This window comes from Plantibacter sp. MPB07 (assembly GCF_046619465.1).
GTDB lineage: Bacteria > Actinomycetota > Actinomycetes > Actinomycetales > Microbacteriaceae > Plantibacter > Plantibacter auratus.
In genome coordinates this window covers 682,222-707,669 of the sequence record NZ_CP177043.1, presented here as the reverse complement: position 1 = coordinate 707,669, position 25,448 = coordinate 682,222, and the positions used below count along the sequence as shown (strand labels likewise).

Here is a 25,448-nt window from a genome sequence, read left to right as displayed (position 1 = left end):
TCTCAGCGTAGCCGTCGGCGACGCGGTCCCGTCGCGTGGGGACGAGACCGGATCAGCTCGCGCGTTCTGCTGCCACGCGCTGACCGACGACGGCCGACACCCCGTCCTGGCGCATCGAGACGCCGTAGAGGGCGTCGGCGATCTCCATGGTGCGCTTCTGGTGCGTGATGACGATGAGCTGGCTCGTCTGACGGAGGTCCTCGAAGATGGTGAGGAGCCGCCCGAGGTTCGCGTCGTCGAGGGCCGCCTCCACCTCGTCCATGATGTAGAACGGGCTCGGTCGGGCTTTGAAGATGGCGATGAGGAGGGCGACCGCGGCGAGCGAGCGCTCCCCGCCCGACAGGAGCGACAGGCGCTCGATCTTCTTGCCGGCGGGCTTGACCGACACCTCGATGCCCGTGGTGAGCATGTGCTCGGGGTCGGTGAGCGAGATGCTGCCCGTGCCGCCCGGGAACAGGATCGGGAACACCTCGGTGAAGGCCGCTTCGGTGTCGGCGAACGCCGAGGCGAAGATGACCTCCATCTTCCCGTCGATGTCCTCGATGATCGACAGCAGGTCGGCGCGGGTGCTGGTGAGGTCGGCGAGCTGTTCGGTGAGGAAGCGGTGGCGCTGTTCGAGTGCCGCGAACTCCTCGAGCGCGAGCGGGTTGACCCGCCCGAGTTGGGCGTAGGTGCGCTCCGCTGCTGCGAGACGCTTCTGCTGCTCGGCGCGGACGTAGGGCGTCGTCGGCACGTCGTCCGACTCTTCGGTAGGTTCCTCCTCCGGCTCGGCGTCCGGCGTCGCGGGTCCGTCGGCAAGTGCCTCGGGCGCCTCGTCCGAGTCGGGTGTCGTCGTCTCGGGTGAGACCTCCGGACCGGTGTCGTCGGCCGTTCGCACAGCCGAGCGGGCGGTCGCGCGGGGTGTCGGCGGGTCGACGGGCACCGGAACCTCAGGCCCGTACTCCGCGACGAGCACGTCCTCGACGAGTCCCAGCTCCGACCCGGCGCGCTCGAGCAGACCGGACAAGTGGAGCTTCTTCTCGTAGATCTGGAGTTCGAGGCCGTGGACGCTCTCGGTGACGACCTGCAGCCGCTGCCGGAGCGTGTGCTCCTCGCCGCGCAGTCGCACGAGTTCGGCGTTCCGGCTGGACCGCGTCGCCTCGGCTGCCGCGAGGGCGACGCGGGCCTCGGTGACCGACCGGTCGGCCGAGTCGAGGACGGGCGGGAGCGCCTCCGTCACCGCGGTGGCGGCCGCGGCCTGGCGCGCACGGATGACGGCACGCCGAGCCGCTTCCTCAGCTGCCGCCTGGTCGGCCTGCCGCTGCCGCTCGAGGTTCGCGACCGCGAGCTCCTCCGCCCGCACGCGTTCGCGCGCGGTCTCGAGGAGGAGGCGGTGCTGCACTTCGGCCTCGCGCGCCGCGTCCAGTTCGGCGGAGAGCCCGTCGCGTGCCGAGACGTCGAGGAGCGGTCGTGGACGCGCGCGAGCGGTGTCGTGGTCCAGCTTGGCCCGCTCCACGGCGGCAGCGGCGTCGGCGACGGCCGCCTCCGCCGTCCCGGCAGCTGCGAGGAGGCGGTCGTGTTCGGCCTGCGCGGATTCGTACCGGACCGTGACCCGGTTCACGCGCTCGGCCTGTGAGGCACGGTTGGCGTCGAACTCGCGGAGGGCGCTGAGCGCCGCCTGCGCGGTCTGCTTCGCCTCCTGCAGGATCGTGCGCTGCTCGGCCAGAGCGAAGCGCGCCCGTTCGATGAGCGACTCGACCTCGCCGTGTCGATCGGCTGCCGCATCGCGTTCAGCCAGCAGTTCGATGCGGCTCTGCGCTCCGCCGCTCCCCCCGCGGACGATGCTGTCCGTGACGACCGCGCCGTCACGGGTCACGAGGGTGAACGCGCTGAGTGACGAGCCGAGTCGGTCGTACGCCGCGATCGCGTCGTCGAGCGAGTCGACGACGAGGACCGAGGCGAGGATCCCTAGCACGCCAGGAGGGGCCTCCACCAGCTCGGCAGCCGAGGTGAACCCGGCGGGCGCGTCCGGGACGTCTCGCGCACCGTCGGCGATGACGATCTCGACCCGGCCGAGATCCTGGTCGGCCGCGTGATCGAGCGCCCGACGGGCGGCGTGCCGGTCGACGGCGACGGCGGCCTCCGCGAGCGTGCCGAGCGCTGCGGCCACCGCCGACTCGTGGCCGGGTCGGACCTGCACCCGGTCCGCGACGATCCCGTCGATCCCGTCGATCCCGCTCGCAGCGAGTTCGGCCGAGCCGGTCTTGAGGTCGAGGGCGCGCGAGAGTGCACTGGTCTTGGCGCCGAGCGAATCGCGTTCACGTTCGAGGGTGTGGAGCTGCTCGCGCAGGCCCTCGATCTCCCCCTCGGCCTCCGCTGCGCCGCGTTGGGCCGCCTCGTAGGCGTCGTCGAGTCCGGAGTCGGCGGCGTCCGCCAGGGTCGGGTCGTCCTCGAGCGCCTCGTACTCCAGCCGTGCGGCGTCCAGACGGAGGGCAGCGGCGTCGATCGCGTTCTGCTGGCGCAACGCCTCGCCACGGACCGCGGCGAGTTTGGACCCGGCGGCGTCGACGGCGCCCGCGAGCTTGGAGAGCTCCAGGTCGTGTCGTGACACGAGCGCGCTCTGCGCCGCGATCTCGACGTCCACCGCGTCGAGTGCGGCGCGCTTCGCGCGGGTGTCCGCCTGCGCCTCCTGCAACGCGCGCTCCGCGTCGGCGACCGCCACCCGCAGTCCGTCGATCTCGGCGGTCGCGTCGGCGACCATCTGCTTCGTGATCCGCGGTTCGGCGGCCGTCGTGTCCGTCGATGATCCGAGCAGGGCGAGCCGCTGGTTGGCCAGCGTGTACAGGTTCCGGAGGCGTTCCTGCACGCTCTCGAGTTCAAAGGTGATCCGGCGGGCGTCGTCGACCGCGTCGCCGAGTTGCGCCTGCTCGATCCGGTTGATCCGCAGTTCTGCCTGTTCCAGCTGCTCCTGCAGGACGAGGCGCTCGCTGTGGCGCTCGCTCTCCGACCGGTTGTGCTCGTCGAGGGAACGCCGGAGGCCCACGACGTCGTCCGCGAGGATCCGAGCGCGGGCGTCGCGGACGACCGCTGCGATCGTCTGCGCCTCCCGGGCGATCTCCGCCTGACGGCCGAGCGGCTTCAGCTGCCGACGGATCTCCCCGGCGAGGTCGCTCAGCCGCGTGAGGTTGGTCTGCATCGCCTCGAGCTTCCGGAGCGTCTTCTCCTTGCGTCGACGGTGCTTCAGGATGCCGGCCGCCTCCTCGATGAAGCCGCGTCGCTCCTCGGGCGTCGCCCGCAGCACCGCGTCGAGCTGTCCTTGCCCGACGATGACGTGCATCTCGCGGCCCAGCCCGGAGTCGCTGAGGAGCTCCTGGACGTCGAGCAACCGGCACGTGTCGCCGTTGATGGCGTACTCGCTCCCGCCGTTGCGGAACAGGGTGCGGCTGATCGTCACCTCGGTGTACTCGATGGGCAGTGCGCCGTCGCTGTTGTCGATGGTGAGCGTGACCTCGGCTCGACCGAGCGGGCCCCTGGTCGACGTGCCGGCGAAGATGACGTCCTCCATCTTGCCGCCGCGGAGGGTCTTCGCCCCCTGCTCGCCCATCACCCAGGCGAGCGCGTCGACGACGTTCGACTTGCCGGAACCGTTGGGACCCACGACGCAGGTGACGCCCTGCTCGAATGCGAAGGTGGTGGGGTGCGCGAAGGACTTGAACCCTTTGAGCGTCAGGCTCTTCAGGTACACGCGCACCTCCTCTCCCGCGTCGCGGATGCTGTGCACTACGGTAGCGAATCCGCGGACGGACGAGGGACACCACGCTGTGACGGCCCGCCGGGGCGGTCGTAGCATGGACCGCATCACCCAGGACGGTCTGGTGCGGGAGGGAGGCGACGATGCGCGTCACGATCGACGAGGTCGAGATCCCGGCGTCCGGGAGCTCAGCAGTATTCGAAGCGGTCCAGGAGGTCGCGAACACGCTCGAAGCGGAGATCTGGTCCACCGACGACTTCGCTCTGACCTCCGCAATGACCCTGCCCGAGTACCGCGACCAGCGGTTCCAGCGACGCGTCCTGCTCGTCGCCGCCCTCGACGGCCGTGTGGTCGGTCGCGGCTGGCTCGGGTACGGCACCGAGGCCGACGCGGCGACGGCCTCCCTGGACGTCGGTGTCCTCCCTGACGCGCGTCGTCGTGGGATCGGCACAGCGCTCCTGGTGGAGCTGGAACGACGGGCCCTCGCGGCCGGTCGCCCGACAGTGACCGCCTTCACCCAGCACGCCGTCGACGACATCCCGGCCGACGAACCACTCCTCGGTGCGAGCGTCGGCGAACGGGCTATCCCTGCGAACGCCGCGGCGAGCCGGTTCATGCTCGATCGTGGATACGCCCTCGCCCAGGTCGAGCGGACCAATCGCTGCGACCTCGCCTCGATGCTCGGGGAGCTGCCGGACATCGTCGCGGCGTCGACCGCCCGAGCCGGGCACGAGTACCGCCTCGTGCACTGGTTGGATCGCACCCCCGACGAACTGCTCAGATCACTCGCCACGGCCCGCGAACACATGGCAACGGACATCCCGGCCGCCGATCTGGAGCTCGACCCCGAGGTCTGGACGCCCGAGCGGGTCCGCGCCCGCGAGGACCAGCTGGCGGCGTCTGGCGACCACGCGATCGTCGTCGCCGCCGTCCACCGCGACAGCGGCACGGTCGCCGGGTACAGCGAGCTCGTCCTCGGCGAGGGCAAGGAACACGCGGAGCAGTGGGACACGCTCGTGCTCGCCGACCACCGGGGACACGGCCTCGGACTCTGGATGAAGGCGGCGAACCTCCTCGCACTCGCCGATCAGGCACCCGAGCGGTCCCGGATCTACACCTGGAACGCCGACGAGAACGCGCACATGCTCGCGATCAACGACCGCCTCGGGTTCCGCATCGTCGGCTACTCCGGAGAGTGGCAGCGCCGACTCCCCCGCAGCGACTGATCGTCAGGTGCGGCGCTGGCACACGGGACAGCGATGCGAGCCCCGGTTCATGAACTGCTCGCGGACGATGAGCGTGCCGCAGCGCGCGCACGGTTTGCCCTGCCGCCCGTAGGCGTTCAGGCTGTGGGCGAAGTACCCCGCCTGACCGTTGACGTTCACGTACTGGGCGTCGAAGCTCGTCCCGCCCTCGGCCAGGGCCTTGGCGAGCACGGCACGGACCTCCTCGAGCAGCCGGCCGGCGCGTCCGAGCCCGAGACGGGCGGTCTCCTGTTCGGGATGGATGCGCGCCGCCCAGAGCGACTCGTCCGCGTAGATGTTGCCGATCCCGCTCACCAGGGTCTGATCGAGGAGCGCCCGCTTCACGCCGGTGCGTTTCTCGCGCAGTCGTCGCAGGAAGCCGGCGTCGTCGAAAGCCGGGTCCATCGGGTCGCGGGCGATGTGCGCGACCTGGTCGGGCACCATCGCGACCTCGTCGCCGAACCCACCTGCGGCTCCGTCCGTCGTCGGGACGAGCGCGGTCACCGCCATGGAGCCGAAGATCCGCTGGTCCACGAAGTGCAGCCAGAGCTCGCCGTGCTCGGGATGCTCCAGCTGCAAGCGGATGCGCAGGAGTCGGTCGGCGTCATCGCCAGGTGACCGGAGCAGCATCTGCCCGCTCATGCCCAGGTGACCGACGATCGCCTCATCGTCGTCGAGGGGGAACCAGAGGAACTTCCCGCGTCGGACGGCAGATCGGATGGTCCGCCCCGTCAGCCGTGCCGTGAAGTCGGCGACACCACTCGCGTGGCGGCGCAGGGAGCGTTCGTCGAAGACCTCGACGCCGGCGATCGTCGCCCCGCTGACGGCGGGCTCCAAGCCGGCGCGGACGACCTCGACCTCAGGGAGTTCCGGCACTGATCCTCGACCAGGCTTCCAGGGCCGCCGCCATCTCGGCGTGCTTCTTGCTCGTGCCGGAGCCCGTCGCCGTGACCGCGGTGCCCACGGTGACCGTCGCGACGAACCGTCGGTTGTGGTCGGGGCCGGAGCTGGCGATCTCGTAGACGGGCGCCGGCGCACCGATGGCCGCGGCGGCCTCCTGGAGGCTCGTCTTCGGGTCCATCGCCGCGCCGAAGCGCTCAGGGTTCTCGAGGAGGGGGTTCACCAGGCGCAGGACGAGTGCCGTCGCGGCGTCGGGTCCGGCCGACAGGTACGTCGCGCCGATGACGGCCTCCATCGTGTCGGCCAGGATGGACGCCTTGTCGCGGCCTCCGGTCTGGTCCTCGCCCTTGCCGAGCTTGATCCGCTCGCCCAGACCGATCGAACGCGCGACCTCGGCGAGCGCGATCGTCGAGACGAGGCTCGCCCGACGCTTCGCCAGCTGCCCTTCGTCGAGGTGCGGGAAGTCGCGGTAGAGCATGACGGTGACGGCCTGCCCGAGGATCGAGTCGCCGAGGAACTCGAGGCGCTCGTTGTGCGGGAGTCCACCGTGCTCGTACGCGTACGAGCGGTGCGTCAGCGCCAAGTCGAGCAGCTCGTACGAGACGTCGACACCCAGTTGCCGTGCGAAAACGACCACACCGGGATCGGTCTCCGATGCGGAGCCGATTCCGGTGTGGTCGGAATGATTCGTGTTCACGCTGTTCGAACGCGGACGTTCAACGCGCGGATCAGACGTCTGCGACCTTGCGGCCCTTGTACTCGAGGTACAGGGCGGTGCCCTGCGAGTCCTCGACGACCTTGGCGCGGTGCGGCAGGCTGTACGTGACGCGGCCGTTCTCCACCGTCTTCACGAGCGTCGGCACGGCGGCCTTCCACTGCGAGCGACGCGAGCGGGTGTTCGAGCGCGAGACCTTCCGCTTCGGGGGGTTTCCAGCCATGATCTATCTCTCTTCTGTGTCTGCAGCGGCGCGCTGGGCGCTACTGGCGTCTGTGTCAAGTACGGAGTCTGAGGACAAGCCCGCGAGCGCAGACCAGCGAGGATCTGCGACGTCGTGAGGGTGTCGTTCCGGACGTTCGGCCAGCCGCTCACCGGTCTCGGGGTCGAGTCCGGGGCAATCCGGCTGGCACACCGGCTGAAACGGTAATGCGAGAACTACCGCATCTCTGACCAGAGGTTCAAGATCCACGTGGTCGTCGTGAACCTCGAAGTCAGACGCTTCCGAATTAGGATACGCGAAAAGTTCCTGAATCTCGACTTCGACAGGCAGTTCGATGTCGCGGAGGCAACGGCCGCACTCGCCGGTCGCCAGTGCGTCGACGTCGACGGTCACGAGGATCCCCTCGTGCACGGACTCGAGACGCACCTGCTCGGAAAGCGTCGTGCCCTCCTGGACGGCGACCAGACCCTCGCCCCAGCGCTCGGCGAGCACCACCTCGAGGTCGTGCTCGCGCATCTCCCCGGGACGGTTCACCAGATCGCGCACATTGACGCTGAACGGCGAATTGTTCGTTCTCTTCCTAGTCACGATCGACGATTCTACGCCGAACCCGACCGGGAGGACGCCCTAGCCCTCTTGGAGGAAGGTCGCCACCACCTGCGGGACGTACGGGCTGACATCGCCACCGAGCGCGGCCACCTGCCGGACGAGTGAACTGGAGACGTGCGCGTGCGCGGGATCAGGCAGGAGGAAGACCGTCTCCACGCCGGCGAGGCTGCGGTTCATGATGGCCATGGGCGTCTCGTACGCGACGTCGACCTGCGAGCGGATGCCCTTCACGAGCACGCTCGCGCCGACGTCCGTGCAGTAGTCGACGAGCAGGCCGACGTTCCACTGCGCGACGACGATGTTGTCAGGCAACCCGCCGTCCGCGATGGAGCGCTCGAGCAGGGACACCCGCTGCGGCATCGGCAGCAGCGCGGACTTGTCGGGGTTGTGCACCACCAGCACGTGCAGTTCGTCGAAGATGCGCGCCGCCCGCTCGATGACATCCAGGTGACCGAGGGTGACTGGGTCGAACGATCCGGGGACGACGGCGATCCGCTTCATGCCGCCAGCCTATCGGTGCTCAGTTCTTGGCGAGCGCGGCGCGGTCGGATTCGTCGAGGCGTCGGCGGAGCGCTTCGGCCAGCACCGGGTGATCGGCGAGGTCGGGGTCGGTGCCGAGGAGCTCGGCGGCATCCGCCCGCGCCTCGATGATGACCTCGCTGTCGTGCACGACCCGAAGCAGTTTGAGCGAGGACCGCCCGCCCGACTGCATGCTGCCGAGGACGTCACCCTCGCGCCGCAGCTCGAGGTCGACCTGCGCCAGGTCGAAGCCGTCGAGCGTCGCGGCAACCGCGTCGACGCGCTCGCGTGCGGTGCTCTCCGCCTCCGCCGCGGTGACGAGCAGACACAGCCCGGGGACGCCGCCTCGACCGACGCGTCCGCGGAGCTGGTGGAGCTGCGACACCCCGAAACGCTCCGCGTCGAGCACGACCATCGTCGAGGCGTTGGGGACGTCGACGCCCACCTCGATGACCGTCGTCGCCACGAGCACGTCGATCTCACCGGCCGCGAAGGCCCGCATCGTCCGGTCCTTCTCCTCCGCGCTCATCCGGCCGTGGAGGACGTCGATGCGTCGGGACGCCAGCAGTGGGTGGGTACGCAGCTGCTCCACCGTGGTGAGCACGGACGCGATCGGGCGCGCCGGGTCGGCGTCCTCCTCGAGTTCCTCACCGGGCTCGACCTCCTTGGCGTCGATCGCCGGGCACACGACGAACCCCTGCCGCCCCTGCTCGAGTTCCTCGGCGAGGCGCTCCCAGACGCGGGAGATCCACCGCGGGTGATCGGCCAGGGCGACCACGAAGCTCTCGATCCCCTGCCGCCCGCGTGGCAGCTCCTTGATGATGCTGACGTCGAGGTCGCCGAAGACGGTCATGGCCACGGTCCGTGGGATCGGCGTCGCGGTCAGCACGAGGACATGCGGCGGTGTGCGTCCCTTCTGACGGAGCTGGTCGCGCTGCTCCACGCCGAAGCGGTGCTGTTCGTCGACGACGACCATCCCCAGATCGGCGAAGGTCACGGCGTCACCCAGCAGCGCGTGCGTCCCGATCACGATCCGGGCCTGGCCGGCGACGATCCGCAGCAGCGCCCGTTTGCGATCGGACGTCGGCAGCTGGCCGGTGAGCAGCGTCGGCATGAGCTCGGCCGAGAGGTCGGGGCCGAGCGAACGGACGATCGACCGCAGATGCTGCGCCGCGAGGACCTCGGTGGGCGCCAGCAGCACCGACTGTCCCCCGCTGTCGGCAACGGCCGCCATGGCCCGGAGGGCGACGAGCGTCTTGCCCGAGCCGACCTCGCCCTGGACGAGCCGGTTCATCGGATTGGGCTGCGCGAGGTCGGCCGCGATCTCCGTGCCGACCGTCTGCTGGTCGCCGGTCAGCTCGAACGGGAGCGCGGCATCGAGGCGCTCGAGGTAGCCGCCGGCTTTCGGCACGCGGGGTTCGGCCGCCAGCGCACGGGTGGCCGCACGCTGCTGGAGCAGGGCCGTCTGGAGGAGGTACGCCTCCTGGTACCGCAGGCTGCGGCGACCGCGCTGCCAGTCGCGGTCGACCGTCGGGCGGTGGACGGCACGGATGGCGGCGTCGAAGGAGAGTTCACCCCTCGCCGCCCGGACCGACCGCGGGACGGGGTCCTCCTGCGGCGGCAGGGCGTCCAGAACCAGCTCGACGGATTGTCTGAGGTTCCAGCTCGTGATCGTGCTCGTCGCCGGGTAGATCGGGATGGGGGCCTCCGACCACGCCTTCGCCTGGGCGTCGGCGAGCGCCGGGGCTTCAGCGTCGTCGGGGAAGATCTGGTACTGCGGGTGGGCGAGCTGATAACTGCCGCGGTAGTCGCCGACCTTGCCTGCGAAGATGCCGCGGAGTCCCGGCCGGAGTTCGTTCGCGCGCCAGGGCTGGTTGAAGAAGGTGAGGTTGAGCCGACCCTGACCGTCGGAGATGACGACCTCGAGGATGGAACCCTTGCGTTGCTTCATCTGGCGGTCGCGGACCTCGAGGACGTCGGCGACGATCGTCACGTCCTCGCCGAGCGGCAGCAGGCCGATGACCGTCAGCTCGCCGCGCTTCGCGTAGCGACGCGGGTAGTGCTCGAGGAGGTCGCCGACGGTCTCGACGCCGAACGCCTTCTGGAGTGCCGTCGCGGTCCGTCCGCCGAGGACACCGCCGAGCTTCGTGCCCAGCTCGATCCCCGTCATGCCGTCGATTCTATTCCGGACCTCGGACACCGCGGTTCGCTCGGCTTCGCGCAGCCTGCGAGGATGGGACCATGGCCGGCATCAGGATCATCTCGGGTTTCGCCGGATCACGCACGATCCGGGTCCCGGGCAGCGGGACCCGACCGACGAGCGATCGCGTTCGCGAGGCGCTCTTCTCCGCGCTGGAGGCCCGCGACGTGCTCGCCGGAGCCGAAGTGCTCGACCTGTACGCAGGGTCGGGGTCGCTGGGGCTCGAATGCGCCAGCCGGGGTGCCGCCGTGGTCACCCTCGTCGACCGCGGGTCTGAGGCCGCGAAGCTGTGTCGGGACAACGCGAGGATCGTGACCTCGGCAGCACCTCGCGCTGCGGCACCACGCATCACGGTGCATGCCAAGTCGGTCGGCGCCTATCTGTCCGGGGCGACGGTCCCGTCCGACCTCGTCTTCATCGATCCCCCGTACGACCTCCCCGAGGCGGAGCTCACGGCCAACCTCGCCGCGCTCGTCGGTCTGGTCACCGATGACGGGCTCGTGCTCGTCGAGCGGAGCTCCCGCTCGCCCGAACCGACCCTTCCCCCAGCGCTCGAGGTCTTGCGGAAGAGCACCTACGGCGAGACCGTCGTCTGGTGGATCACGCCGGTCTGAGCCACCGCGTCACCGTCACCGCGTCTCCGCAGGGTCTTCGCGCCACGGCGGCCGGCCACACCGCTCAACCGGACGCGTCGTCCCAGTCGCGGTAGGGGTCCCAGCCGGCGCGACCGTCGTAGGCCACACCGTCGACGAGGACCCCGGCACCGGTCCGGGCCGCGCCGATGGCCCGGAAGCCGGCGGGGATCGTGGTGGCGGACGGGAACGTCGCCAGGAGGGAGTGGTCCTCGCCGCCGGCGAGGGCGAGCGCCACGTCGGCACCCAGGTCCTCAGCCCGAAGGTCGATCGCGACCCCACTCGCCCGCGCGAGGCGACCGGCGTCGAGCGCGAGCCCGTCCGACAGGTCGAGCATCGCCGTGGCACCGGCGACGGCGGCGACGACACCGGCGGCGATCGGTGGCCGTGGTGCGAGTTGTGCCTCCACCTCGACCCGGTGATCGCGTCGCAGGCCGGCCGCTGCCTCGGCCGAAGGCACGCCGTCGGTGTCGACCCCACGCGAGAAGAGGAGTCGCAGACCTGCCGCAGCCGAACCCAACTCCCCCGCGACCGCGACCACGTCGCCGGGTCGCGCTCCGTCACGCCGGACGGGGGCACGACCCTCCAGGTCGCCGAACGCCGTCACCGCGATCATGAAGACGTCGGACACGGCCAGATCGCCGCCGACGACACCGCAGCCGGGCGCGAGCTCGGCACAGGCGTCGCGCAGTCCGTCGGCGAACCCGTCGAGCACGGCGACCGGCAGGTGCTTGGGCATGGCGAGTGCGACGACGAGCGCCGTCGGACGCGCCCCCATCGCCGCGACGTCCGCCAGGTTGCTGGCCGCAGCCTTCCACCCGAGATCGTGAGCGCTCGACCACGCCAGCCGGAAGTCCGGCCCGTGGATCATCGTGTCCGTCGTGACCACGAACCGACCGTCCGGCGCGCGCACGACCGCGGCATCGTCGCCCGGCCCGAGGAGTTCGGCGTCGGCGTGCGGCAGGCGAGGGAAGATGCGCTCGAGCAGCTCCCCCTCGGCGAGGTCCCCGACACAGGGCCCGACCGTTCCGTGATCGTCGGACGCGCTCCCAGACTCGTTCATGGGATCAACGGTAGCCTGGTGGGCGATGTCCCCGATTCGTGTGCTCCTCGCCACCGCCCTCGCCGCAGCCGCAACCCTGGCCCTCGCCGGCTGCGCCCCCGCCGTCGCGCTCGAACCCGCCGCCGATGCGAACAACCCGCAGTGCGCTGAGGTCACGGTGCGTCTGCCCGACGTCGTCGCCGAACTTCCCGAGCGAGGGACCGACGCCCAGGCCACGGGCGCCTGGGGCGATCCCGCGACGGTCCTCCTGCACTGCGGCGTCGCGATCCCCGGCCCGACCACGCAGCAGTGCCAGTCGGTGAACGGCGTCGACTGGATCATCGACGACGCCGACGCGCCGAACTACCGGTTCACCACCTTCGGGCGCACGCCCGCGGTCGAGATCGTGCTCGACGGCGACGCCGTCGCCAGCAGCACCGTCCTGGCCGATCTGGCGCCTGCCGTGTCCGTGCTCCCCGTCACCGGGAAGTGCACCGCCCTCGGCTACGCCGAGCTCCCGATCCCCACCGACGGCTGACCGTTCCGGCGCCGCTGCATTCAGGAGCGGGCGCGCGCGACCTCGATCAGCTCGGTGATGAGCTCGGGGTAGCTGAGCCCCGAGGCCAACCAGCAGCTCGGGAACATCGAGATCGGGGTGAACCCCGGCATGGTGTTGACCTCGTTGACGACGAAGCCGTCCGCGGTCAGGAAGAAGTCGACCCGGGCGAGCCCCGCGCAGCCCAACGCCTCGAACGCCCGACGCGAGAGGTCCTGCATCTCCGACAACTGCTCGGGACGAAGGTCGGCGGGGCAGACGAGCTCGATACCGGGTGCGTCGAGGTATTTCGCCTCGAAATCGTAGAAGTCGCGTCCGGTCACGACGACCTCGCCGGCCACCGAGACACGAGGTGCCTCGCCGGGGAGGGACTCGAGGACCGCACATTCGACCTCTCGGCCCACCAGACCGGTCTCGACGAGCACGGTCGAGTCCTCGGCGAGGGCCAGTTCGATCGCTGCACGGAACGCGTCCGGCGTCGACACCTTCGACACGCCGACGCTCGAACCGGCTCGCGCCGGCTTCACGAACGCCGGTGACCCGAGCGATCCGAGCGATGCGAGCACCTCCTCTGGTGCTGTGGCCCACTCGTGGGCGGTGAACCGCACCCACGGCGCGACGGCGATCCCGGCGGCCTGGAGCACCGTCTTCGTGAAGTGCTTGTCCATACCGAGGGAGGACGCGAGGACGCCGGAGCCGACGTACGGGAGGTCGACGAGCTCGAGCATGCCCTGCACGGTGCCGTCCTCGCCGAACCGACCGTGGAGGATCGGGAAGACGATGTCGATGGGACCGAGGGTGAACGGGACGCCGTCCTCCCCGACCACGGTCAGCTCACGGCTGCCGACGCGCTCAGGCCAGCGCACGGCCGGCCGCGAGGGGTCGACCTCCGGCAAGTGCGCGGGGTCGAGCGCGTACCGGCTCGGGTCGTCGACCTCGAGGACGTACGAGCCGTCGTGGGCGATCCCGACCGGGTAGACGTCGTACCGTTCGCGGTCAATCGCGGCGAGGACGCCGCCCGCCGTTGCGCAGCTGATCGAGTGCTCGCTTGAACGGCCTCCAAAGAGCACCACCACTCCGGTCTTGTGCGTCATCGTTGCTTCTCTCCCCCTGGGGTTCGTCGTCGTCGGTCGTGAGGTGCGGTGCGATGTCCTTCGGGTCGAGCGTGCCGTCGAGCACCTGCTTGACCTGTTCGACGATGGGCATCGCGACCCCCTTCGCCTTGGCCAGCTCGAGCACCGGTGCAACGGACGCGAGCCCCTCCGCGGTCTGCTGCATCTGTTTGACGACGTCGTCGAACTGATACCCCTGGCCGAGCAGACGCCCCGCCGTGTTGTTCCGGGACAGCGGCGACTGGCACGTCGCGATGAGGTCGCCGAGCCCGGCCAGGCCTGAGAGGGTCTCCGGCTGCGCGCCATGGGCCACCGCGAAGTCGGTCATCTCGACCAGCCCGCGAGTGATGATGGAGGCCTTCGTGTTCTCGCCGTAGCCGACACCGTCGACGATGCCGATCGCGACGGCGATGAGGTTCTTGAGCACACCACCGAACTCGGTACCGATGACGTCGGTGTTCACGAAGCTGCGGAAGTACCGGTTGCGCGCGAGGAGCGCGACCGTCTGCGCCGTCTCGAGGCTCTCGGAGGAGATCACGGCGGCCGTCGGCTGCTCGCGGGCGATCTCGAGCGCGAGGTTGGGGCCGGAGGCGACGGCGATGCGTGACGGGTCGATGTCGAGGGTCTCGCGGATGACCTCGCTCATCCGGGATCCGCTGCGACGCTCGACGCCCTTCATGAGCGAGACGACGATGGTGCCGTCCTCGAGGTGCGGGCGGAGCGCGATGAGGTTGTCGCGCAGGGACTGGCTCGGGACGGACAGGAACACGACCGAGGCACCGCGCACGGCGTCGACCATGCTCGCGGTCGCCGTCATCCGCATCGGCAGGTTGATCCCGGGCAGGTAGTCACTGTTGCGCTTGGCTTCGGTGATCTCGCGAGCGAGCTCGGGCCGTCTGGCCCACATGACCACGTCGGAGCCACCGTCCGCGAGGATCTTGCCGAACGTCGTGCCCCAGCTGCCCGCTCCGAGCACGGCGACCCTCGTGGCGGCCGGTGGTTGCGGAACGTTCCTAGGACTCAAAGCGGCCTGTCTCCTTCTGCTGGTGTTTCGAGGGATCCCAACGCTCCGTGGGAGCTTGAGCACCGCGGAGTTCCTCGCAGAGGGCGGTGATGGCCTGCATGACGACCTCGGTCGCCTCGTTCAGCGTCTTCGAGTCTAGCTGCCGCCCGGCGAAGGCCGAGAGGTCCACCGGCTCGCCGATGGCGACCTCGACGCGCTTCCGCAACGGGAACACCCGCAGTTTGCCGTACCGCGGCATGACCTCCTGCGTGCCCCAGTGCGCGGCGGGGATGATCGGCAGGCCGTGCGTGAGTGCGATCCGGACCGCGCCGGTTCGCCCGCGCATCGGCCACAGGCCCGGGTCGCGGGTGAGTGAACCCTCGGGGTATACGACGACGCCCTGACCGCGTTCGGTCAGGTGTGCTGCAGCGCTGACCGGGTCCATCCCGCGGGCTGAACCCTCGCGCTCGACGGGGATCTGTCCGGACTTCCGCAACAACCACCCGACCACCGGGACCGTGAACAGACTGCCCTTCGCCATGAAGCGGGGCTGTCGCCCGAGCCGCCAGACGGCCACGCCCATGATCAGCGGGTCGAACTCGCTGTCGTGGTTGGGCGACAGGATGAACGGCCCCTCCTGCGGCAGGCGTTCGCCGTGCCGGACGCGGAGCTTGACGAGAGCACTGAACGGCGGGATCGCGATCGACGACAGCAACCAGTAGATCGACGGCCTCGACCGTTCCACCCCCACGGCGGACTACTTCGTTTCGAGGACGAAGTCAGCACCGAGCTGCTGGAGCTTCACGATGAAGTTCTCGTACCCACGGCTGATGATGCCGACGTTGCTGACCGTCGACTTGCCCTCGGCGGTGAGCGCCGCGATGAGGTGGCTGAAGCCACCGCGGAGGTCGGGGACCTCGATGTCGGCACCGTGCAACGGCGTCGGGCCGTTGATCACGGCGGCCTGCTCGAGGTTGCGCCGCGGCACGCGACGAGGCGTACCCGACAGCCCGTTGGGGTGCACGACGATGTTCGCGCCCATGGTGTTGAGCGCGTCCGTGAAACCGAACCGGTTCTCGTAGACGGTCTCGTGGACGATCGACTCGCCCGTCGCCTGCGTCAGCGCGACGATGAGGGGCTGCTGCCAGTCCGTCATGAAGCCGGGGTGCACGTCGGTCTCGATGACCACGGGCTTCAGCTCCTCCTTGCGGTAGAACCGGATGCCGTCGTCGGTGATGTCGAACCCGCCACCGGCCTTGCGGAAGATGTTGAGGAACGTCATCATGTCCTGCTGCTTCGCGCCGCCGACGAAGACGTCGCCGTCGGTCGCGAGCGCGGCCGACGCCCAGCTCGCTGCCTCGTTGCGGTCGCCGATGGCCGTGTGGTCGTACCCCTCGAGCTTGTCCACGCCCTCGATGAGGATCACGCGGTTGGGCTCGTAGGAGATGATCGCGCCCATCTTCTGGAGGACGGCGATGAGATCCATGATCTCCGGCTCGATCGCCGCACCCTTGAGCTCCGTGGTGCCCTTGGCACGGACCGCCGTGAGCAGGACCTGCTCCGTGGCGCCGACGCTCGGGTACGGAAGGTGCACCGTCGTCCCGTGCAGACCGTTCGGGGCCGAGAGACGGATGCCCTGCGGGAGCTTCTCCACGACCGCGCCGAACTTGCGGAGCGCGTCGAGGTGGAAGTCGATGGGGCGGTCGCCGATGCGGCAGCCTCCGAGGTCGGGGATGAACGCCGCCCCGAGGCGGTGGAGCAGCGGCCCGCAGAACAGGATCGGGATCCGGGAGAAGCCGGCGTGTGCGTCGATCTCCTCCATGTGGGCGGACTCGACGTTGGTCGGGTCGAGGCGGAGCTCGTTCGGGTTCTCGCCCTCCGTCACGTCCACGCCGTGGATCTCGAGCAGGGAACGGACGACCCGGACGTCGCTGATGTTCGGCACGTTGCGCAGGACGCTGACGTTCTCGCCGAGCAGCGACGCGACCATCGCCTTGGTCACGAGGTTCTTGGCACCCTTGACCTCGATGCGGCCTCTGAGCGGGATACCGCCGTTGATCGTGATGCGGTCGACATCGAGTCCGACCGACGAGCCTGCCGCCTGTGACGCCTGGACGAGTGAATTCAAACCGGTACCTACTGCCTTGCTACTTGACGGGAATGGTGCGGGGCAGCCAGTTCGGCCGCCGGGCCTCGAACGCGGTGATCTGCTCTTCGCTACGGAGCGTCAGCCCGATGTCATCGAGTCCTTCGATGAGCCGCCACCGAGTGTAATCGTCGACCTGGAACGAAACCGTGAGATCGCCGACCGTGATGGTGCGGGCGATGAGGTCGACGACGGAATCGGACCCGGGAGCGGTCTCGATCGCAGCCCAGAGCTGCTCGAGCTCCTCCTCGCTGACCTGGGCGGCGAGGAGACCCTGCTTCCCGGAGTTCCCGCGGAAGATGTCGCCGAAGCGGGACGACACGACGACCTTGAACCCGAAGTCGCGCAAGGCCCACACGGCGTGCTCACGCGACGAGCCGGTGCCGAAGTCGTGCCCCGCGACGAGGATGCTGGCACCCTGGTAGACGGGCTGGTTCAGGACGAAATCGGGGTCCTGACGCCACCCCGCGAAGAGCGCGTCCTCGAAGCCGGTCTTCGTGACCCGCTTCAGGTAGACGGCGGGGATGATCTGGTCGGTGTCGACGTTGGAACGCTGCATCGGAGCGGCGACGCCGGTGACGGTCGTGAACTTGTCCATCAGGCGTGCACGCCTTCCTGCTCGGTGGCGGCGTGTCTGCCGGGCTCGACCTCGAGATCGGCAGGGCTGGAGAGTGTTCCGCGGATGGCGGTCGCCGCGGCGACGAGCGGCGAGACGAGGTGCGTGCGGCCGCCCTTGCCCTGGCGACCCTCGAAGTTGCGGTTCGACGTCGAGGCGCAGCGCTCGCCCGGAGCGAGCTGATCGGGGTTCATCCCGAGGCACATGGAGCATCCGGCGAACCGCCACTCCGCACCGAAGTCGGTGATGATCTTGTCGAGCCCCTCGGCCTCAGCCTCGATCCGAACCCGGGCGGAACCCGGGACGACCATGACCCGCACACCCTCGGCCTTCGTGCGGCCCTCGATGACGGATGCGAACGCCCGCAGGTCTTCGATGCGGCTGTTCGTACAAGAGCCCATGAAGACCGCGTCCACCGGGATCTCCTTCATCGGGGTGCCGGCTTCGAGCGCCATGTACTCCAGGGCGCGCTCGGCGGCGGACCGCTCGTTCGGGTCGGCGATGGCGGCGGGGTCGGGCACGTTCTCGCTGAGCGAGACGCCCTGGCCCGGGTTGGTGCCCCAGGTGACGAAGGGTTCCAGCGTGTCGGCGTCGAGGAAGACCTCGGCGTCGAAGGCGGCGCCTTCATCGGTCGCGAGGGTGTCCCAGTAGGCGACGGCTTCGTCCCAGTCGGCTCCGGTCGGAGCGTGCGGTCGGCCCTGCAGGTAGTCGTAGGTGATCTGGTCCGGGGCGACCATGCCGGCCCGGGCCCCGGCCTCGATCGACATGTTGCAGATCGTCATGCGGCCCTCCATGGAGAGCGCACGGATCGCCGAGCCGCGGTATTCGAGGACGTAGCCCTGCCCGCCGCCGGTGCCGATCTTCGCGATGACGGCGAGGATGATGTCCTTGGCGGTCACGCCCGGCCGCAGCGTGCCTTCGACGGTGATCGCCATGGTCTTGAACGGCTTCAACGGCAGCGTCTGCGTGGCCATGACGTGCTCGACCTCGCTGGTGCCGATACCGAAGGCCATGGCCCCGAAGGCGCCGTGGGTCGAGGTGTGCGAGTCGCCGCAGACGACCGTGATCCCGGGCATCGTGAGGCCGAGCTGCGGCCCGACGACGTGGACGATCCCCTGGTCGAGGTCGCCGAGGGAGTGGATCCGCACCCCGAACTCCGCGGCGTTGCGACGGAGGGTCTCGATCTGTGTGCGGCTTGTGAGGTCGGCGATCGGCTTGTCGATCGCGAGCGTCGGGGTGTTGTGGTCCTCGGTCGCGATCGTGAGGTCGACGCGACGCAGCGGCCGGTCGGCCAGGCGCAGACCGTCGAAGGCCTGCGGGCTCGTCACCTCGTGGACGAGGTGCAGGTCGATGTAGATGAGGTCGGGCGTGCCGTCCTCACCCTTGACGACGAGGTGGTCGTCCCAGACCTTCTCGGCGAGCGTGCGCGGGTGCTCGGGAATGCTCGGGACGGACGGATCGGCGTTCAGCTGCGACATGTCGTGGAATTCCTTCAAACGATGAGTGGTCAGGCGTCAGCGACCTCCGCGACGAGGGAGCCTGGAACTAGGCCTCGTCGCGGCTGGGAAGGAGGAGCAGCCCGGACAACATTCGCCCAGCGTACCACCCGGTCCGTGGCGAAGCCGTCGGCACCGTCGTCGCTCGAGGGGACGCCGGTGCCGACACCGTGCTACTTCGGCGCGTCGATCCCGACCCGATACTGCCCCTGGTCGTTGATGACCTCGACGGCCACCGGGTAGCTCTTCGCGTTGTACGAGAACGTGCACTCGAACTGTGTCCCGGTCGTGGCCGGCTGATCACTCGGGCACTCGACCTTCTCGACGTCTGCGAGCCCGAAGTCCTGCTTGAGCACCTCGGCCACACCGGTCTGCACCGAGCCGCGGTCGAGCATCGGCGTGAACAGGCGACCGACCGAGAGGAGGGTGAGCGGGACGGCGATGAGTGATGCGGCGACCGCACCGATGAGCACGCCGATCCAGAGCTTGCGCCCGAGCGGCTTCCGGGCGGGTTTGCGGCTCGCAGCAGGCTGCTGGCCCGCGACGCCGTACTCGGGGCCGGGACGGAACGGACCGGTCTGCTGTGGACCGGACTGCGATCCCTGCTGCTGTGGACCTGGCTGGAACGGGCCGTTCGGGTGCTGCGCCTGTCCCGGACCGAAGGGCTGAGACCCGGTGGGGCGTGCCTGACCGTAGGGCGGCTGACCCTGCGGCCCCTGAGGCTGGCTCTGAGGCTGACTCTGCGGCGCGCCGAGTGGACGTCCATGTGGAGCCTGGCTGGGGGCCCGACCCTGCTGAGGACCCCCGGACGCGTGACCGGGCTGACCGTTCGATGTCGGGGGCCGGAACCCGTCCGGACCGCCTGGCCGCCCCTGCTGCTGCGGCTGCTGGTTCGGAGCTGCGTTCGAGGGCCGCTGCTGCTGCACCCACGGCTGCCCACCGGGCGCGCCGGCGAACGGCGCTCCGGACTGGGCGGGAGGTTGCGGCGCAGGACCGTTGGGCTGCTGCCCTGGGGCGCCTCCCTGCGGACGGGGCCCTCCCCCGGTCTGACCAGGCGCGGGCGGCTGAGACGGGCCGTTCTGCGACGGGACGCCCTGCGGCGGTCCGTTCTGACCCTGCGGCGCGCCGTTCTGGGGTGCACCGTTCTGCGGCGGCGTCTGACGCTGCGGGCTTCCCGGTCCGAACTCCAGGCGGGGTGCGTTCGGGTCGGGGAATCCCGGCGGCTGCTGGTCGGGGCGCAGGGGGCCGCCGACCGGGGGCTTTCCGAGGTCCTCGGGTTTCTGGTCGTCGGTCATTTCCTCAACTCCTCGATCCGATCCCAGAACGCGGCCTGATCGGCCGCCGGGATCGCAGTCACGTCGAATCCTGATGGTTCCGTCGGCAAGTCTTCGAGCGTCGACGTGCCCGACACCTCGAAGCCGGCCTGCAGTTGCAGCTTGGTCTCGCTCTCGACCGTCCCGCTCAACTCCATCTTCACGAGGCCGCCCTCGGCGTTCTGGAAGATCGTCACCGGCAGGAGGGTCGCGAGGTCGTCCTCACTGAACGACGAGACGAGGTCGTCCGGGAGGTCGAAGAGCGTCCCGACGGCCAACACGCTCTCGAGGCTGGCGCTCGTCGAGATCTGCGAGGAGCCGTCGTTCCGCATCGAGACGACGACACTGCTGAGGACGCCTTCCTTGGAGCTCCGCGTGGCTTCGACCGCGGTGTAGATGTCGCAGGCGATGGAGATGCCCGGGTAGACGCAGGCGGGTCCGAGTGAGCCCTCCGCATCCTCCTCGGCGACGTACTGGGTCTGGACGGCCACCCACTCCGTCGGTGCGAGCTCCTTGAGTTCCCCGCCGAGCAGGAGGAGGTCGTATGCGGCACCCGGCAGATGGTAGATGTCGACGGTGTCGCCGTCAGCCGAGCCCTTGTCCTGGCTGAACGACGAGGTCGGGTCGCCGAAGAGGACCACCGAGTCGTTCTCGTGCGACTCGAGGTCGCCCGAGACGGCGTGGACGTATGCCGACCCGATCACGTCCGGCGCCTGGCCGATCTGGGCCGACAGCAGCTCGAACCTCGCCTCGGCGAGATCCTGCATGTAGCCCTGCTGGGCGGCGGCGTCGGGGAACGCCGATCCGGGCGTCGTGCAGGCGCTCAAGGCGAGCGCGGCGCTCCCGGCCAGAGCCAGGACACCGATCCGCCGACGGCGTCGCGTCATGCTCGTGCTGGCGGTCATGACCCCTCCGCCAGAGCGTCGTTGTACAGGGTGAGCGCCCGCTGTCCGAGGACGGGGCCCTCGAGCCAGGAACCGTCGCCGCGCGAGGTGACCGAGGTGACGTACCCGGCGCCGGTGGCGGGATCCAGCCGGGTGAGCCAGCCACCGCCCGAGCAACCCGGGGTCATGAGGCAGTCGACCCGGTAGCCGGCATAACCCTTGGTGGCGGCCTGGCTCGCGCAGTAGCGCTGCGACTGTCCGTCGAACGGGGCGGCCGACGGGTAACCGATCACGGTGATTCCCTCAGGTGGTGTACCGAAGGAGATGCCCTGACCGCCGGTCACCTCCTGGATCTTCTGGCCTGCAGCGTTCGGGGCGAGTCGGATGAAGGCGAAGTCGTAGGCCCAACCGTTGCCGCTCGTCGCACCGCTGGCGTCCGAGGTCGCCTCACTCGTGAACTCGTCGGGGACGTAGGTGCTGACCCCGGCCCACTGCCCGTAGGGCTGGGTCTGGCCGTTGGCCGCGTCGGCCGGGATGAAGATGATGTTCTCGGCGAGCTGTTTGCCGTACGTGTCCCAGACGCAGTGGCCCGCCGTCAGGACGAGGTCCATGGTCGGTGCGTTCACGACGCTCGCGGAACAGACGTAGGTGGCGCCGCCGATGGAGAAGTAGAGACGTCCCTGCGTGGCCGCCGCCAGTCCGGTCGCCGGGTACGGGTCGCCGGCCGCTGTCGGGGCGATCGCCTTGACATCGACGTCGGGACCGACACCGGTACTCGGGTGCACGACCACGCCGGTGGCCTGGTCGCCCGTGAGCGTGTCCTGCCCCGGCTTCAGGTCCGGTGCCGTCGCTCCCCCGAACTTGTCGTCGGTCCAGTAGTCGTTGACCTCCTGGGGACTCGCGTCGAAGTCCTTGCGCAGCGTGTCGTCGGTGCCACCGGCGACGTCGACGACGGGGCCCGCGCCCCCGGCTACGGGCTCCCCGGTCACCGGGATGGAGCACCCCGCCAGCAGGGCGGCGAGGATCAGGACTGCGGCTGTCGCCGGAGCGCGGCGCTTCTGCTTCACGGTCACCCGGCCAAGCTAGCACGCAGCGGCACTCGGCGAGATCGGTGCGGGCCCTGCCTTCCGCGCATCCCGCAGGGCCTGCGTGGACATCCCGGGGCATGCTCGAGCCGCCAAATGAACGAAGCCCCGCTCCCTGATGACTCAGGAAAGCGAGGCTTCGTTCGGTGTTGTGACCCCAACGGGATTTGAACCCGTGCTGCCGCCGTGAGAGGGCGGTGTCCTAGGCCGCTAAACGATGGGGCCGTAAGCAACGGATATGAGTATGCCATACGATTTCGAGCCGTACAAATCGAGGCCACCAGCGGCATCCGACGGGCGTGTCGCGCGGTGGTCACGGTCGGCCGGACAGGCTCAGGCGAGCACGCGGAGTGCACCGGGGACCACATCGATCGTGACCGGCAGCGGACCGATACGCTCCCCGTCGGCATAGGCCGTGACGCCGTCCGCGGCGATCGAGACCGAACGGACCCGCGACAGTCGCACGATGTCGAGATCCGTGTGGGCACCCGAGAAGACCTTGGGGAACAGCCGGAGGAACCGGAACCGTGACACGGGTGCGACGACGAAGAGGTCGAATCGGCCGTCGGCAAGGTCCGCCTGTGGCGCGATGAGCATGCCGCCACCGATCGAGGTGTTGTTCGCGACGGCGAGGAGGACGGCGTCGACCGTCTCCGGCGCCCCGTCCACGGTCAGCTCGTATCGACGCGCGCGGAGGGCGAGGAGCTCACGGAGGATCGCGATCGTGTACCGACTGCGCCCGCGCGGCCGTCGCATGCGGTTCGCCCGTTCGTTGACGAGGGCGTCGAAGCCTGCGGACACCGCACCGACGAACCAGGTCGTCCGCTCGCCGTCGGTCACCGTGCCGGCGTCGATCACGCGCGGCTCGCCCTCGAGCGCACGGAGCAGGGACGCGATCGCGGCTGTGGGATCCCCCAGCGGGATCCCGAGTCCCCTGGCGATGTCGTTGCCTGTACCGGACGGGACCACACCGAACGGCAGGCCCGAGTCACGTACCGCCTCGACGGCCAGACTCACCATGCCGTCGCCACCGACGACGACGAGCGCGTCCAACCCAGCCTCGATCGCAGTCTGCACCGCGCTCCGGAGCTGTCCGACGGTCTGCTCCTGCAGGCGGACGGCGCGATGCCCGGCTTGCTCGAGGGCGTCGAGCACCATCGGGCCCACGGCTCGGGTCGAGCCGAACGACGCGGTCGGGTTGATGGCGACGCCGATGCGTCGGGGCTGCGTGGTCACCTGCCGATTCTGACAGGCCCACGGCGGGTGGATACCCGGACGACCGGGTTGCCCCCGGCGCTCCCACGGTATTCACTCGTCCTATGAGACTCACGAAGTTCGAACATGCAGCGTTCCTCCTCGAGACGGACGGCGCCAAGCTGATCGTCGACCCGGGCGCGTTCACGTCCCCGATCGCCGATGTGGAGCACACCGCGGCGGTCCTGATCACGCACCTGCACCCCGACCACTGGACCGCGGAGCACCTCGACCGCATCCTCGCCGCGAGCCCGGAGGCCGTCCTCTACGGACCGGCCGGTGTGGCCGCCGCCGCGGACGGGTACGACATCACCGTCGTCGCCCCGGGAGACGTGGTCGAAGCGGGGCCCTTCACGCTCCGCTTCTTCGGCGGGACCCACGCGGTCATCCATTCGTCGATCCCGGTGATCGACAACGTGGGCGTCCTCATCAACGACCTCGTGTACTACCCCGGCGATTCCTTCGCCGTCCCCGAGGGCGTCGAGGTCGACGTCCTGGCCGCCCCGGCGGGTGCACCGTGGATGAAGATCTCCGAGGGCATGGACTTCGTCACCGCCGTCGCGCCGAAGCGCGCGTTCGGGACGCACGAGATGGTGCTCTCGGGGCCGGGACAGAGCATGTCGCACGACCGCCTGCAGTGGGCGACCGAACAGGGCGGCGGGACCTACTACCCGCTCGCCCCGCTCGACACGCTCGAGGTCTGAGACCGGTCGACTACCGGCGGCGGAAGTTCGCCGCCGCCGGGCAGTCGAACGGGTCGCGGGCCGAGAGGCCGACCCGGTTGAGGTACTCGATGACGATGGCGTAGGACTGCAGCAGGGTCGTCTCGGTGTACGGCACCTGCTGGGTCTCACAGTGCTCCCGGACGATGACGCGAGCACGAGCCAGAGCCGGGCGAGGCATGCTCGGGAACAGGTGGTGCTCGATCTGGTAGTTCAGGCCGCCCATGAAGGTGGCCATGCCGAAGCCGCGGACGTTGCGCGAGGTCAGCACCTGCTTGCGGAGGAAGTCGAGCTTCATGTCGGCCGGGATGATCGGCATGCCCTTGTGGTTCGGCGCGAAGGACGCACCCATGTAGACGCCGAAGACCGCGAGCTGGACGCCGAGGAACGCGAACGCCATGCCGACGGGCAGGAAGAGGAAGATCGCGGCCAGGTACAGACCGACGCGGGCGACGATCATGCTGATCTCGGCGGCGCGGCCGTCGACCTTGCCCGGACCGAAGAGGGTCTTGAAGGACAGCGCGTGGAGGTTGATGCCCTCCAGCATGAGGAGGGGGAAGAAGAGGTAGCCCTGCTTGCGGGTGATGAGGGCCTGCAGGCCCTTGGCCTTGGCAGCGTCCTCCTCGATGAAGGAGATCGTGTCGATCTCGATGTCGGGGTCCTTGGTGACCTGGTTCGGGTTCGCGTGGTGGCGGGTGTGCTTCGTCATCCACCACGAGTAGCTGATGCCGACGATGCCCGCCGCGAGGAACCGGCCGGCGCGGTCGTTCGCGCGGCCCGACTCGAAGACCTGGCGGTGCGAGGCCTCGTGGGCGAGGAAGGCGAACTGGGTGAGGATGATGCCGAGCGCGCCGGCGATGAGCAGCTGGAACCAGGACTCGCGGAGCAGGACGAACCCGGTGACGCAGCCGAGGAGCGCGATCACGAGGAACGAGAACGTGAGGATGTAGAACGTGCGGTGGCGGCGGAGGAGTCCCGCTTCGCGGACCGTCTTCAACAGCGACGAGTAGGAGCTGGTGACGTTCGCAGCGCCGGGCTTGCGGGGGCTCGTGGCACGAACCGGGCCGAGGATGGCTTCAGTTGACATGGGCACTCCGGAGGAATCGTGTCGACTTCCCAGCCGGGGCGATGAGCGGATGCTCGGACGAGCGCGAGCTCTGCAGATGGCCACAGCCTACGGTCGGTGTCTGAAGAATCACCCCACATCACGACATCCGACCCCAGATCAGGCCACTCACCCGCCAGTTGTCGAGAAAAGACGCAGAATTGGCCAATCCGTTACGTGTTCGGCTGCCGTTTCGAGCCGAGATGGGCTAACGTGGATCGAAGTTGTTGTGTTGCGCAGGTATTTCAAGCCGCGTTTCCACCGATGGATACGCTGCTTTTCTGAGGAGCGAGCAAAGAACACCGCGACGAACGGGCCCGAAAGTCGGGAACGGTCACTCAT

General features: G+C 69.5%; 23 protein-coding genes and 1 tRNA gene. 4 read left to right on the top strand and 20 right to left on the bottom strand.

Annotation, left to right across the window (positions count from 1 at the left end; genetic code table 11):
- Positions 1-52: 52 nt before the first annotated feature.
- Positions 53-3,724, bottom strand: a complete 3,672-nt coding sequence (locus ACLIME_RS03360) for an AAA family ATPase (protein WP_079706274.1) — start codon at positions 3,722-3,724, stop codon at positions 53-55.
- 149 nt (positions 3,725-3,873) lie between these two features.
- Here ACLIME_RS03360 and ACLIME_RS03355 point away from each other — a divergent pair, with 149 nt between their 5' ends.
- A complete protein-coding gene (locus tag ACLIME_RS03355) occupies positions 3,874-4,956 on the top strand; it encodes an N-acetyltransferase family protein (protein ID WP_411558190.1) in 1,083 nt (360 codons plus the stop codon).
- A gap of 3 nt (positions 4,957-4,959) precedes the next feature.
- Here ACLIME_RS03355 and mutM read toward each other — a convergent pair whose 3' ends face one another.
- The 6 genes from mutM to ACLIME_RS03325 all read right to left on the bottom strand — a co-directional run bounded on the left by mutM (position 4,960) and on the right by ACLIME_RS03325 (position 10,110).
- The gene (gene mutM, locus ACLIME_RS03350; protein ID WP_079705643.1) at positions 4,960-5,850 is read right to left on the bottom strand and encodes a bifunctional DNA-formamidopyrimidine glycosylase/DNA-(apurinic or apyrimidinic site) lyase; all 891 of its coding nucleotides are present in this window, start codon (positions 5,848-5,850) and stop codon (positions 4,960-4,962) included.
- Complete coding sequence (rnc, locus tag ACLIME_RS03345) at positions 5,834-6,511, bottom strand: ribonuclease III (protein ID WP_086473824.1); 678 nt, start codon at positions 6,509-6,511, stop codon at positions 5,834-5,836. Before rnc ends, mutM begins: the two co-directional genes overlap by 17 nt.
- 91 nt (positions 6,512-6,602) lie before the next feature.
- Complete coding sequence (rpmF, locus tag ACLIME_RS03340; RefSeq protein WP_056006932.1) at positions 6,603-6,812, bottom strand: 50S ribosomal protein L32; 210 nt, start codon at positions 6,810-6,812, stop codon at positions 6,603-6,605.
- Positions 6,813-6,815: 3 nt separating this feature from the next.
- Positions 6,816-7,328 carry a YceD family protein gene (locus ACLIME_RS03335; protein ID WP_079706272.1) on the bottom strand — a complete coding sequence of 171 codons (513 nt, stop codon included), beginning with the start codon at positions 7,326-7,328 and terminating at the stop codon, positions 6,816-6,818.
- A 111-nt stretch (positions 7,329-7,439) separates the two neighbouring features.
- On the bottom strand, positions 7,440-7,922 hold the full coding sequence (gene coaD / locus ACLIME_RS03330; protein ID WP_064296302.1) for a pantetheine-phosphate adenylyltransferase: 483 nt from the start codon (positions 7,920-7,922) through the stop codon (positions 7,440-7,442).
- A 19-nt stretch (positions 7,923-7,941) separates the two neighbouring features.
- Positions 7,942-10,110, bottom strand: coding sequence for an ATP-dependent DNA helicase RecG (locus ACLIME_RS03325; RefSeq protein WP_411558189.1), 2,169 nt, complete (start codon positions 10,108-10,110; stop codon positions 7,942-7,944).
- Positions 10,111-10,181: 71 nt separating this feature from the next.
- On the opposite strand from ACLIME_RS03325, the gene ACLIME_RS03320 reads away from it, so the two are divergent.
- Positions 10,182-10,754: an RsmD family RNA methyltransferase gene (locus ACLIME_RS03320; protein ID WP_137241887.1), complete on the top strand. Its 573-nt coding sequence runs from the start codon at positions 10,182-10,184 to the stop codon at positions 10,752-10,754.
- Positions 10,755-10,818: 64 nt separating this feature from the next.
- Here the strand turns inward: ACLIME_RS03320 and thiL are convergent, their stop codons facing one another.
- Entirely contained in the window at positions 10,819-11,835 is a 1,017-nt protein-coding gene (thiL, locus tag ACLIME_RS03315; protein ID WP_411558188.1) for a thiamine-phosphate kinase, read from the bottom strand.
- A 25-nt stretch (positions 11,836-11,860) separates the two neighbouring features.
- On the opposite strand from thiL, the gene ACLIME_RS03310 reads away from it, so the two are divergent.
- Positions 11,861-12,352, top strand: a complete 492-nt coding sequence (locus ACLIME_RS03310) for a DUF3515 family protein (protein ID WP_411558187.1) — start codon at positions 11,861-11,863, stop codon at positions 12,350-12,352.
- A 20-nt stretch (positions 12,353-12,372) separates the two neighbouring features.
- On the opposite strand, the gene ACLIME_RS03305 is transcribed toward ACLIME_RS03310, so the two are convergent.
- From ACLIME_RS03305 to ACLIME_RS03255, 11 genes are all read right to left on the bottom strand, one after another.
- Complete coding sequence (locus tag ACLIME_RS03305; RefSeq protein WP_192005136.1) at positions 12,373-13,464, bottom strand: D-alanine--D-alanine ligase family protein; 1,092 nt, start codon at positions 13,462-13,464, stop codon at positions 12,373-12,375.
- The gene (locus tag ACLIME_RS03300; protein ID WP_229938610.1) at positions 13,367-14,458 is read right to left on the bottom strand and encodes an NAD(P)H-dependent glycerol-3-phosphate dehydrogenase; all 1,092 of its coding nucleotides are present in this window, start codon (positions 14,456-14,458) and stop codon (positions 13,367-13,369) included. The genes ACLIME_RS03305 and ACLIME_RS03300 overlap by 98 nt, the downstream gene beginning before the upstream one ends.
- 37 nt (positions 14,459-14,495) lie before the next feature.
- Positions 14,496-15,236 carry a lysophospholipid acyltransferase family protein gene (locus ACLIME_RS03295; RefSeq protein ID WP_086473580.1) on the bottom strand — a complete coding sequence of 247 codons (741 nt, stop codon included), beginning with the start codon at positions 15,234-15,236 and terminating at the stop codon, positions 14,496-14,498.
- A 6-nt stretch (positions 15,237-15,242) separates the two neighbouring features.
- Complete coding sequence (murA, locus tag ACLIME_RS03290; protein ID WP_064296294.1) at positions 15,243-16,613, bottom strand: UDP-N-acetylglucosamine 1-carboxyvinyltransferase; 1,371 nt, start codon at positions 16,611-16,613, stop codon at positions 15,243-15,245.
- 19 nt (positions 16,614-16,632) lie between these two features.
- Positions 16,633-17,229 carry a 3-isopropylmalate dehydratase small subunit gene (gene leuD / locus ACLIME_RS03285; protein ID WP_411558186.1) on the bottom strand — a complete coding sequence of 199 codons (597 nt, stop codon included), beginning with the start codon at positions 17,227-17,229 and terminating at the stop codon, positions 16,633-16,635.
- On the bottom strand, positions 17,229-18,725 hold the full coding sequence (gene leuC, locus ACLIME_RS03280) for a 3-isopropylmalate dehydratase large subunit (protein ID WP_079705635.1): 1,497 nt from the start codon (positions 18,723-18,725) through the stop codon (positions 17,229-17,231). Before leuC ends, leuD begins: the two co-directional genes overlap by 1 nt.
- Positions 18,726-18,916: 191 nt before the next feature.
- A complete protein-coding gene (locus tag ACLIME_RS03275) occupies positions 18,917-20,038 on the bottom strand; it encodes a DUF4333 domain-containing protein (protein WP_411558185.1) in 1,122 nt (373 codons plus the stop codon).
- Positions 20,035-20,961 carry a hypothetical protein gene (locus ACLIME_RS03270; RefSeq protein WP_079705632.1) on the bottom strand — a complete coding sequence of 309 codons (927 nt, stop codon included), beginning with the start codon at positions 20,959-20,961 and terminating at the stop codon, positions 20,035-20,037. Before ACLIME_RS03270 ends, ACLIME_RS03275 begins: the two co-directional genes overlap by 4 nt.
- On the bottom strand, positions 20,958-22,013 hold the full coding sequence (locus ACLIME_RS03265) for a trypsin-like serine peptidase (protein WP_411558184.1): 1,056 nt from the start codon (positions 22,011-22,013) through the stop codon (positions 20,958-20,960). Before ACLIME_RS03265 ends, ACLIME_RS03270 begins: the two co-directional genes overlap by 4 nt.
- Before the next feature lie 164 nt (positions 22,014-22,177).
- Positions 22,178-22,250, bottom strand: a tRNA-Glu gene (locus ACLIME_RS03260).
- 108 nt (positions 22,251-22,358) lie between these two features.
- Positions 22,359-23,261: a diacylglycerol/lipid kinase family protein gene (locus ACLIME_RS03255; RefSeq protein WP_411558183.1), complete on the bottom strand. Its 903-nt coding sequence runs from the start codon at positions 23,259-23,261 to the stop codon at positions 22,359-22,361.
- Positions 23,262-23,344: 83 nt separating this feature from the next.
- Here ACLIME_RS03255 and ACLIME_RS03250 point away from each other — a divergent pair, with 83 nt between their 5' ends.
- Positions 23,345-23,983 carry an MBL fold metallo-hydrolase gene (locus tag ACLIME_RS03250; RefSeq protein WP_124769078.1) on the top strand — a complete coding sequence of 213 codons (639 nt, stop codon included), beginning with the start codon at positions 23,345-23,347 and terminating at the stop codon, positions 23,981-23,983.
- A 10-nt stretch (positions 23,984-23,993) separates the two neighbouring features.
- Here the strand turns inward: ACLIME_RS03250 and ACLIME_RS03245 are convergent, their stop codons facing one another.
- A complete protein-coding gene (locus ACLIME_RS03245) occupies positions 23,994-25,088 on the bottom strand; it encodes a fatty acid desaturase family protein (RefSeq protein WP_085510601.1) in 1,095 nt (364 codons plus the stop codon).
- Positions 25,089-25,448 lie beyond the last annotated feature (360 nt).

Excerpts from the sequence above, each read along its gene's own strand:
- ACLIME_RS03355 (WP_411558190.1), top strand. The coding sequence starts at position 3,874 with ATGCGCGTCACGATCGACGAGGTCGAGATCCCGGCGTCCGGGAGCTCA.
- rpmF (WP_056006932.1), bottom strand. The coding sequence starts at position 6,812 with ATGGCTGGAAACCCCCCGAAGCGGAAGGTCTCGCGCTCGAACACCCGC.
- ACLIME_RS03335 (WP_079706272.1), bottom strand. The coding sequence starts at position 7,328 with ATGCGCGAGCACGACCTCGAGGTGGTGCTCGCCGAGCGCTGGGGCGAG.
- coaD (WP_064296302.1), bottom strand. The coding sequence starts at position 7,922 with ATGAAGCGGATCGCCGTCGTCCCCGGATCGTTCGACCCAGTCACCCTC.
- ACLIME_RS03325 (WP_411558189.1), bottom strand. The coding sequence starts at position 10,110 with ATGACGGGGATCGAGCTGGGCACGAAGCTCGGCGGTGTCCTCGGCGGA.
- ACLIME_RS03320 (WP_137241887.1), top strand. The coding sequence starts at position 10,182 with ATGGCCGGCATCAGGATCATCTCGGGTTTCGCCGGATCACGCACGATC.
- thiL (WP_411558188.1), bottom strand. The coding sequence starts at position 11,835 with ATGAACGAGTCTGGGAGCGCGTCCGACGATCACGGAACGGTCGGGCCC.
- ACLIME_RS03310 (WP_411558187.1), top strand. The coding sequence starts at position 11,861 with ATGTCCCCGATTCGTGTGCTCCTCGCCACCGCCCTCGCCGCAGCCGCA.
- ACLIME_RS03305 (WP_192005136.1), bottom strand. The coding sequence starts at position 13,464 with ATGACGCACAAGACCGGAGTGGTGGTGCTCTTTGGAGGCCGTTCAAGC.
- leuD (WP_411558186.1), bottom strand. The coding sequence starts at position 17,229 with ATGGACAAGTTCACGACCGTCACCGGCGTCGCCGCTCCGATGCAGCGT.
- leuC (WP_079705635.1), bottom strand. The coding sequence starts at position 18,725 with ATGTCGCAGCTGAACGCCGATCCGTCCGTCCCGAGCATTCCCGAGCAC.
- ACLIME_RS03275 (WP_411558185.1), bottom strand. The coding sequence starts at position 20,038 with ATGACCGACGACCAGAAACCCGAGGACCTCGGAAAGCCCCCGGTCGGC.
- ACLIME_RS03270 (WP_079705632.1), bottom strand. The coding sequence starts at position 20,961 with ATGACCGCCAGCACGAGCATGACGCGACGCCGTCGGCGGATCGGTGTC.
- ACLIME_RS03250 (WP_124769078.1), top strand. The coding sequence starts at position 23,345 with ATGAGACTCACGAAGTTCGAACATGCAGCGTTCCTCCTCGAGACGGAC.
- ACLIME_RS03245 (WP_085510601.1), bottom strand. The coding sequence starts at position 25,088 with ATGTCAACTGAAGCCATCCTCGGCCCGGTTCGTGCCACGAGCCCCCGC.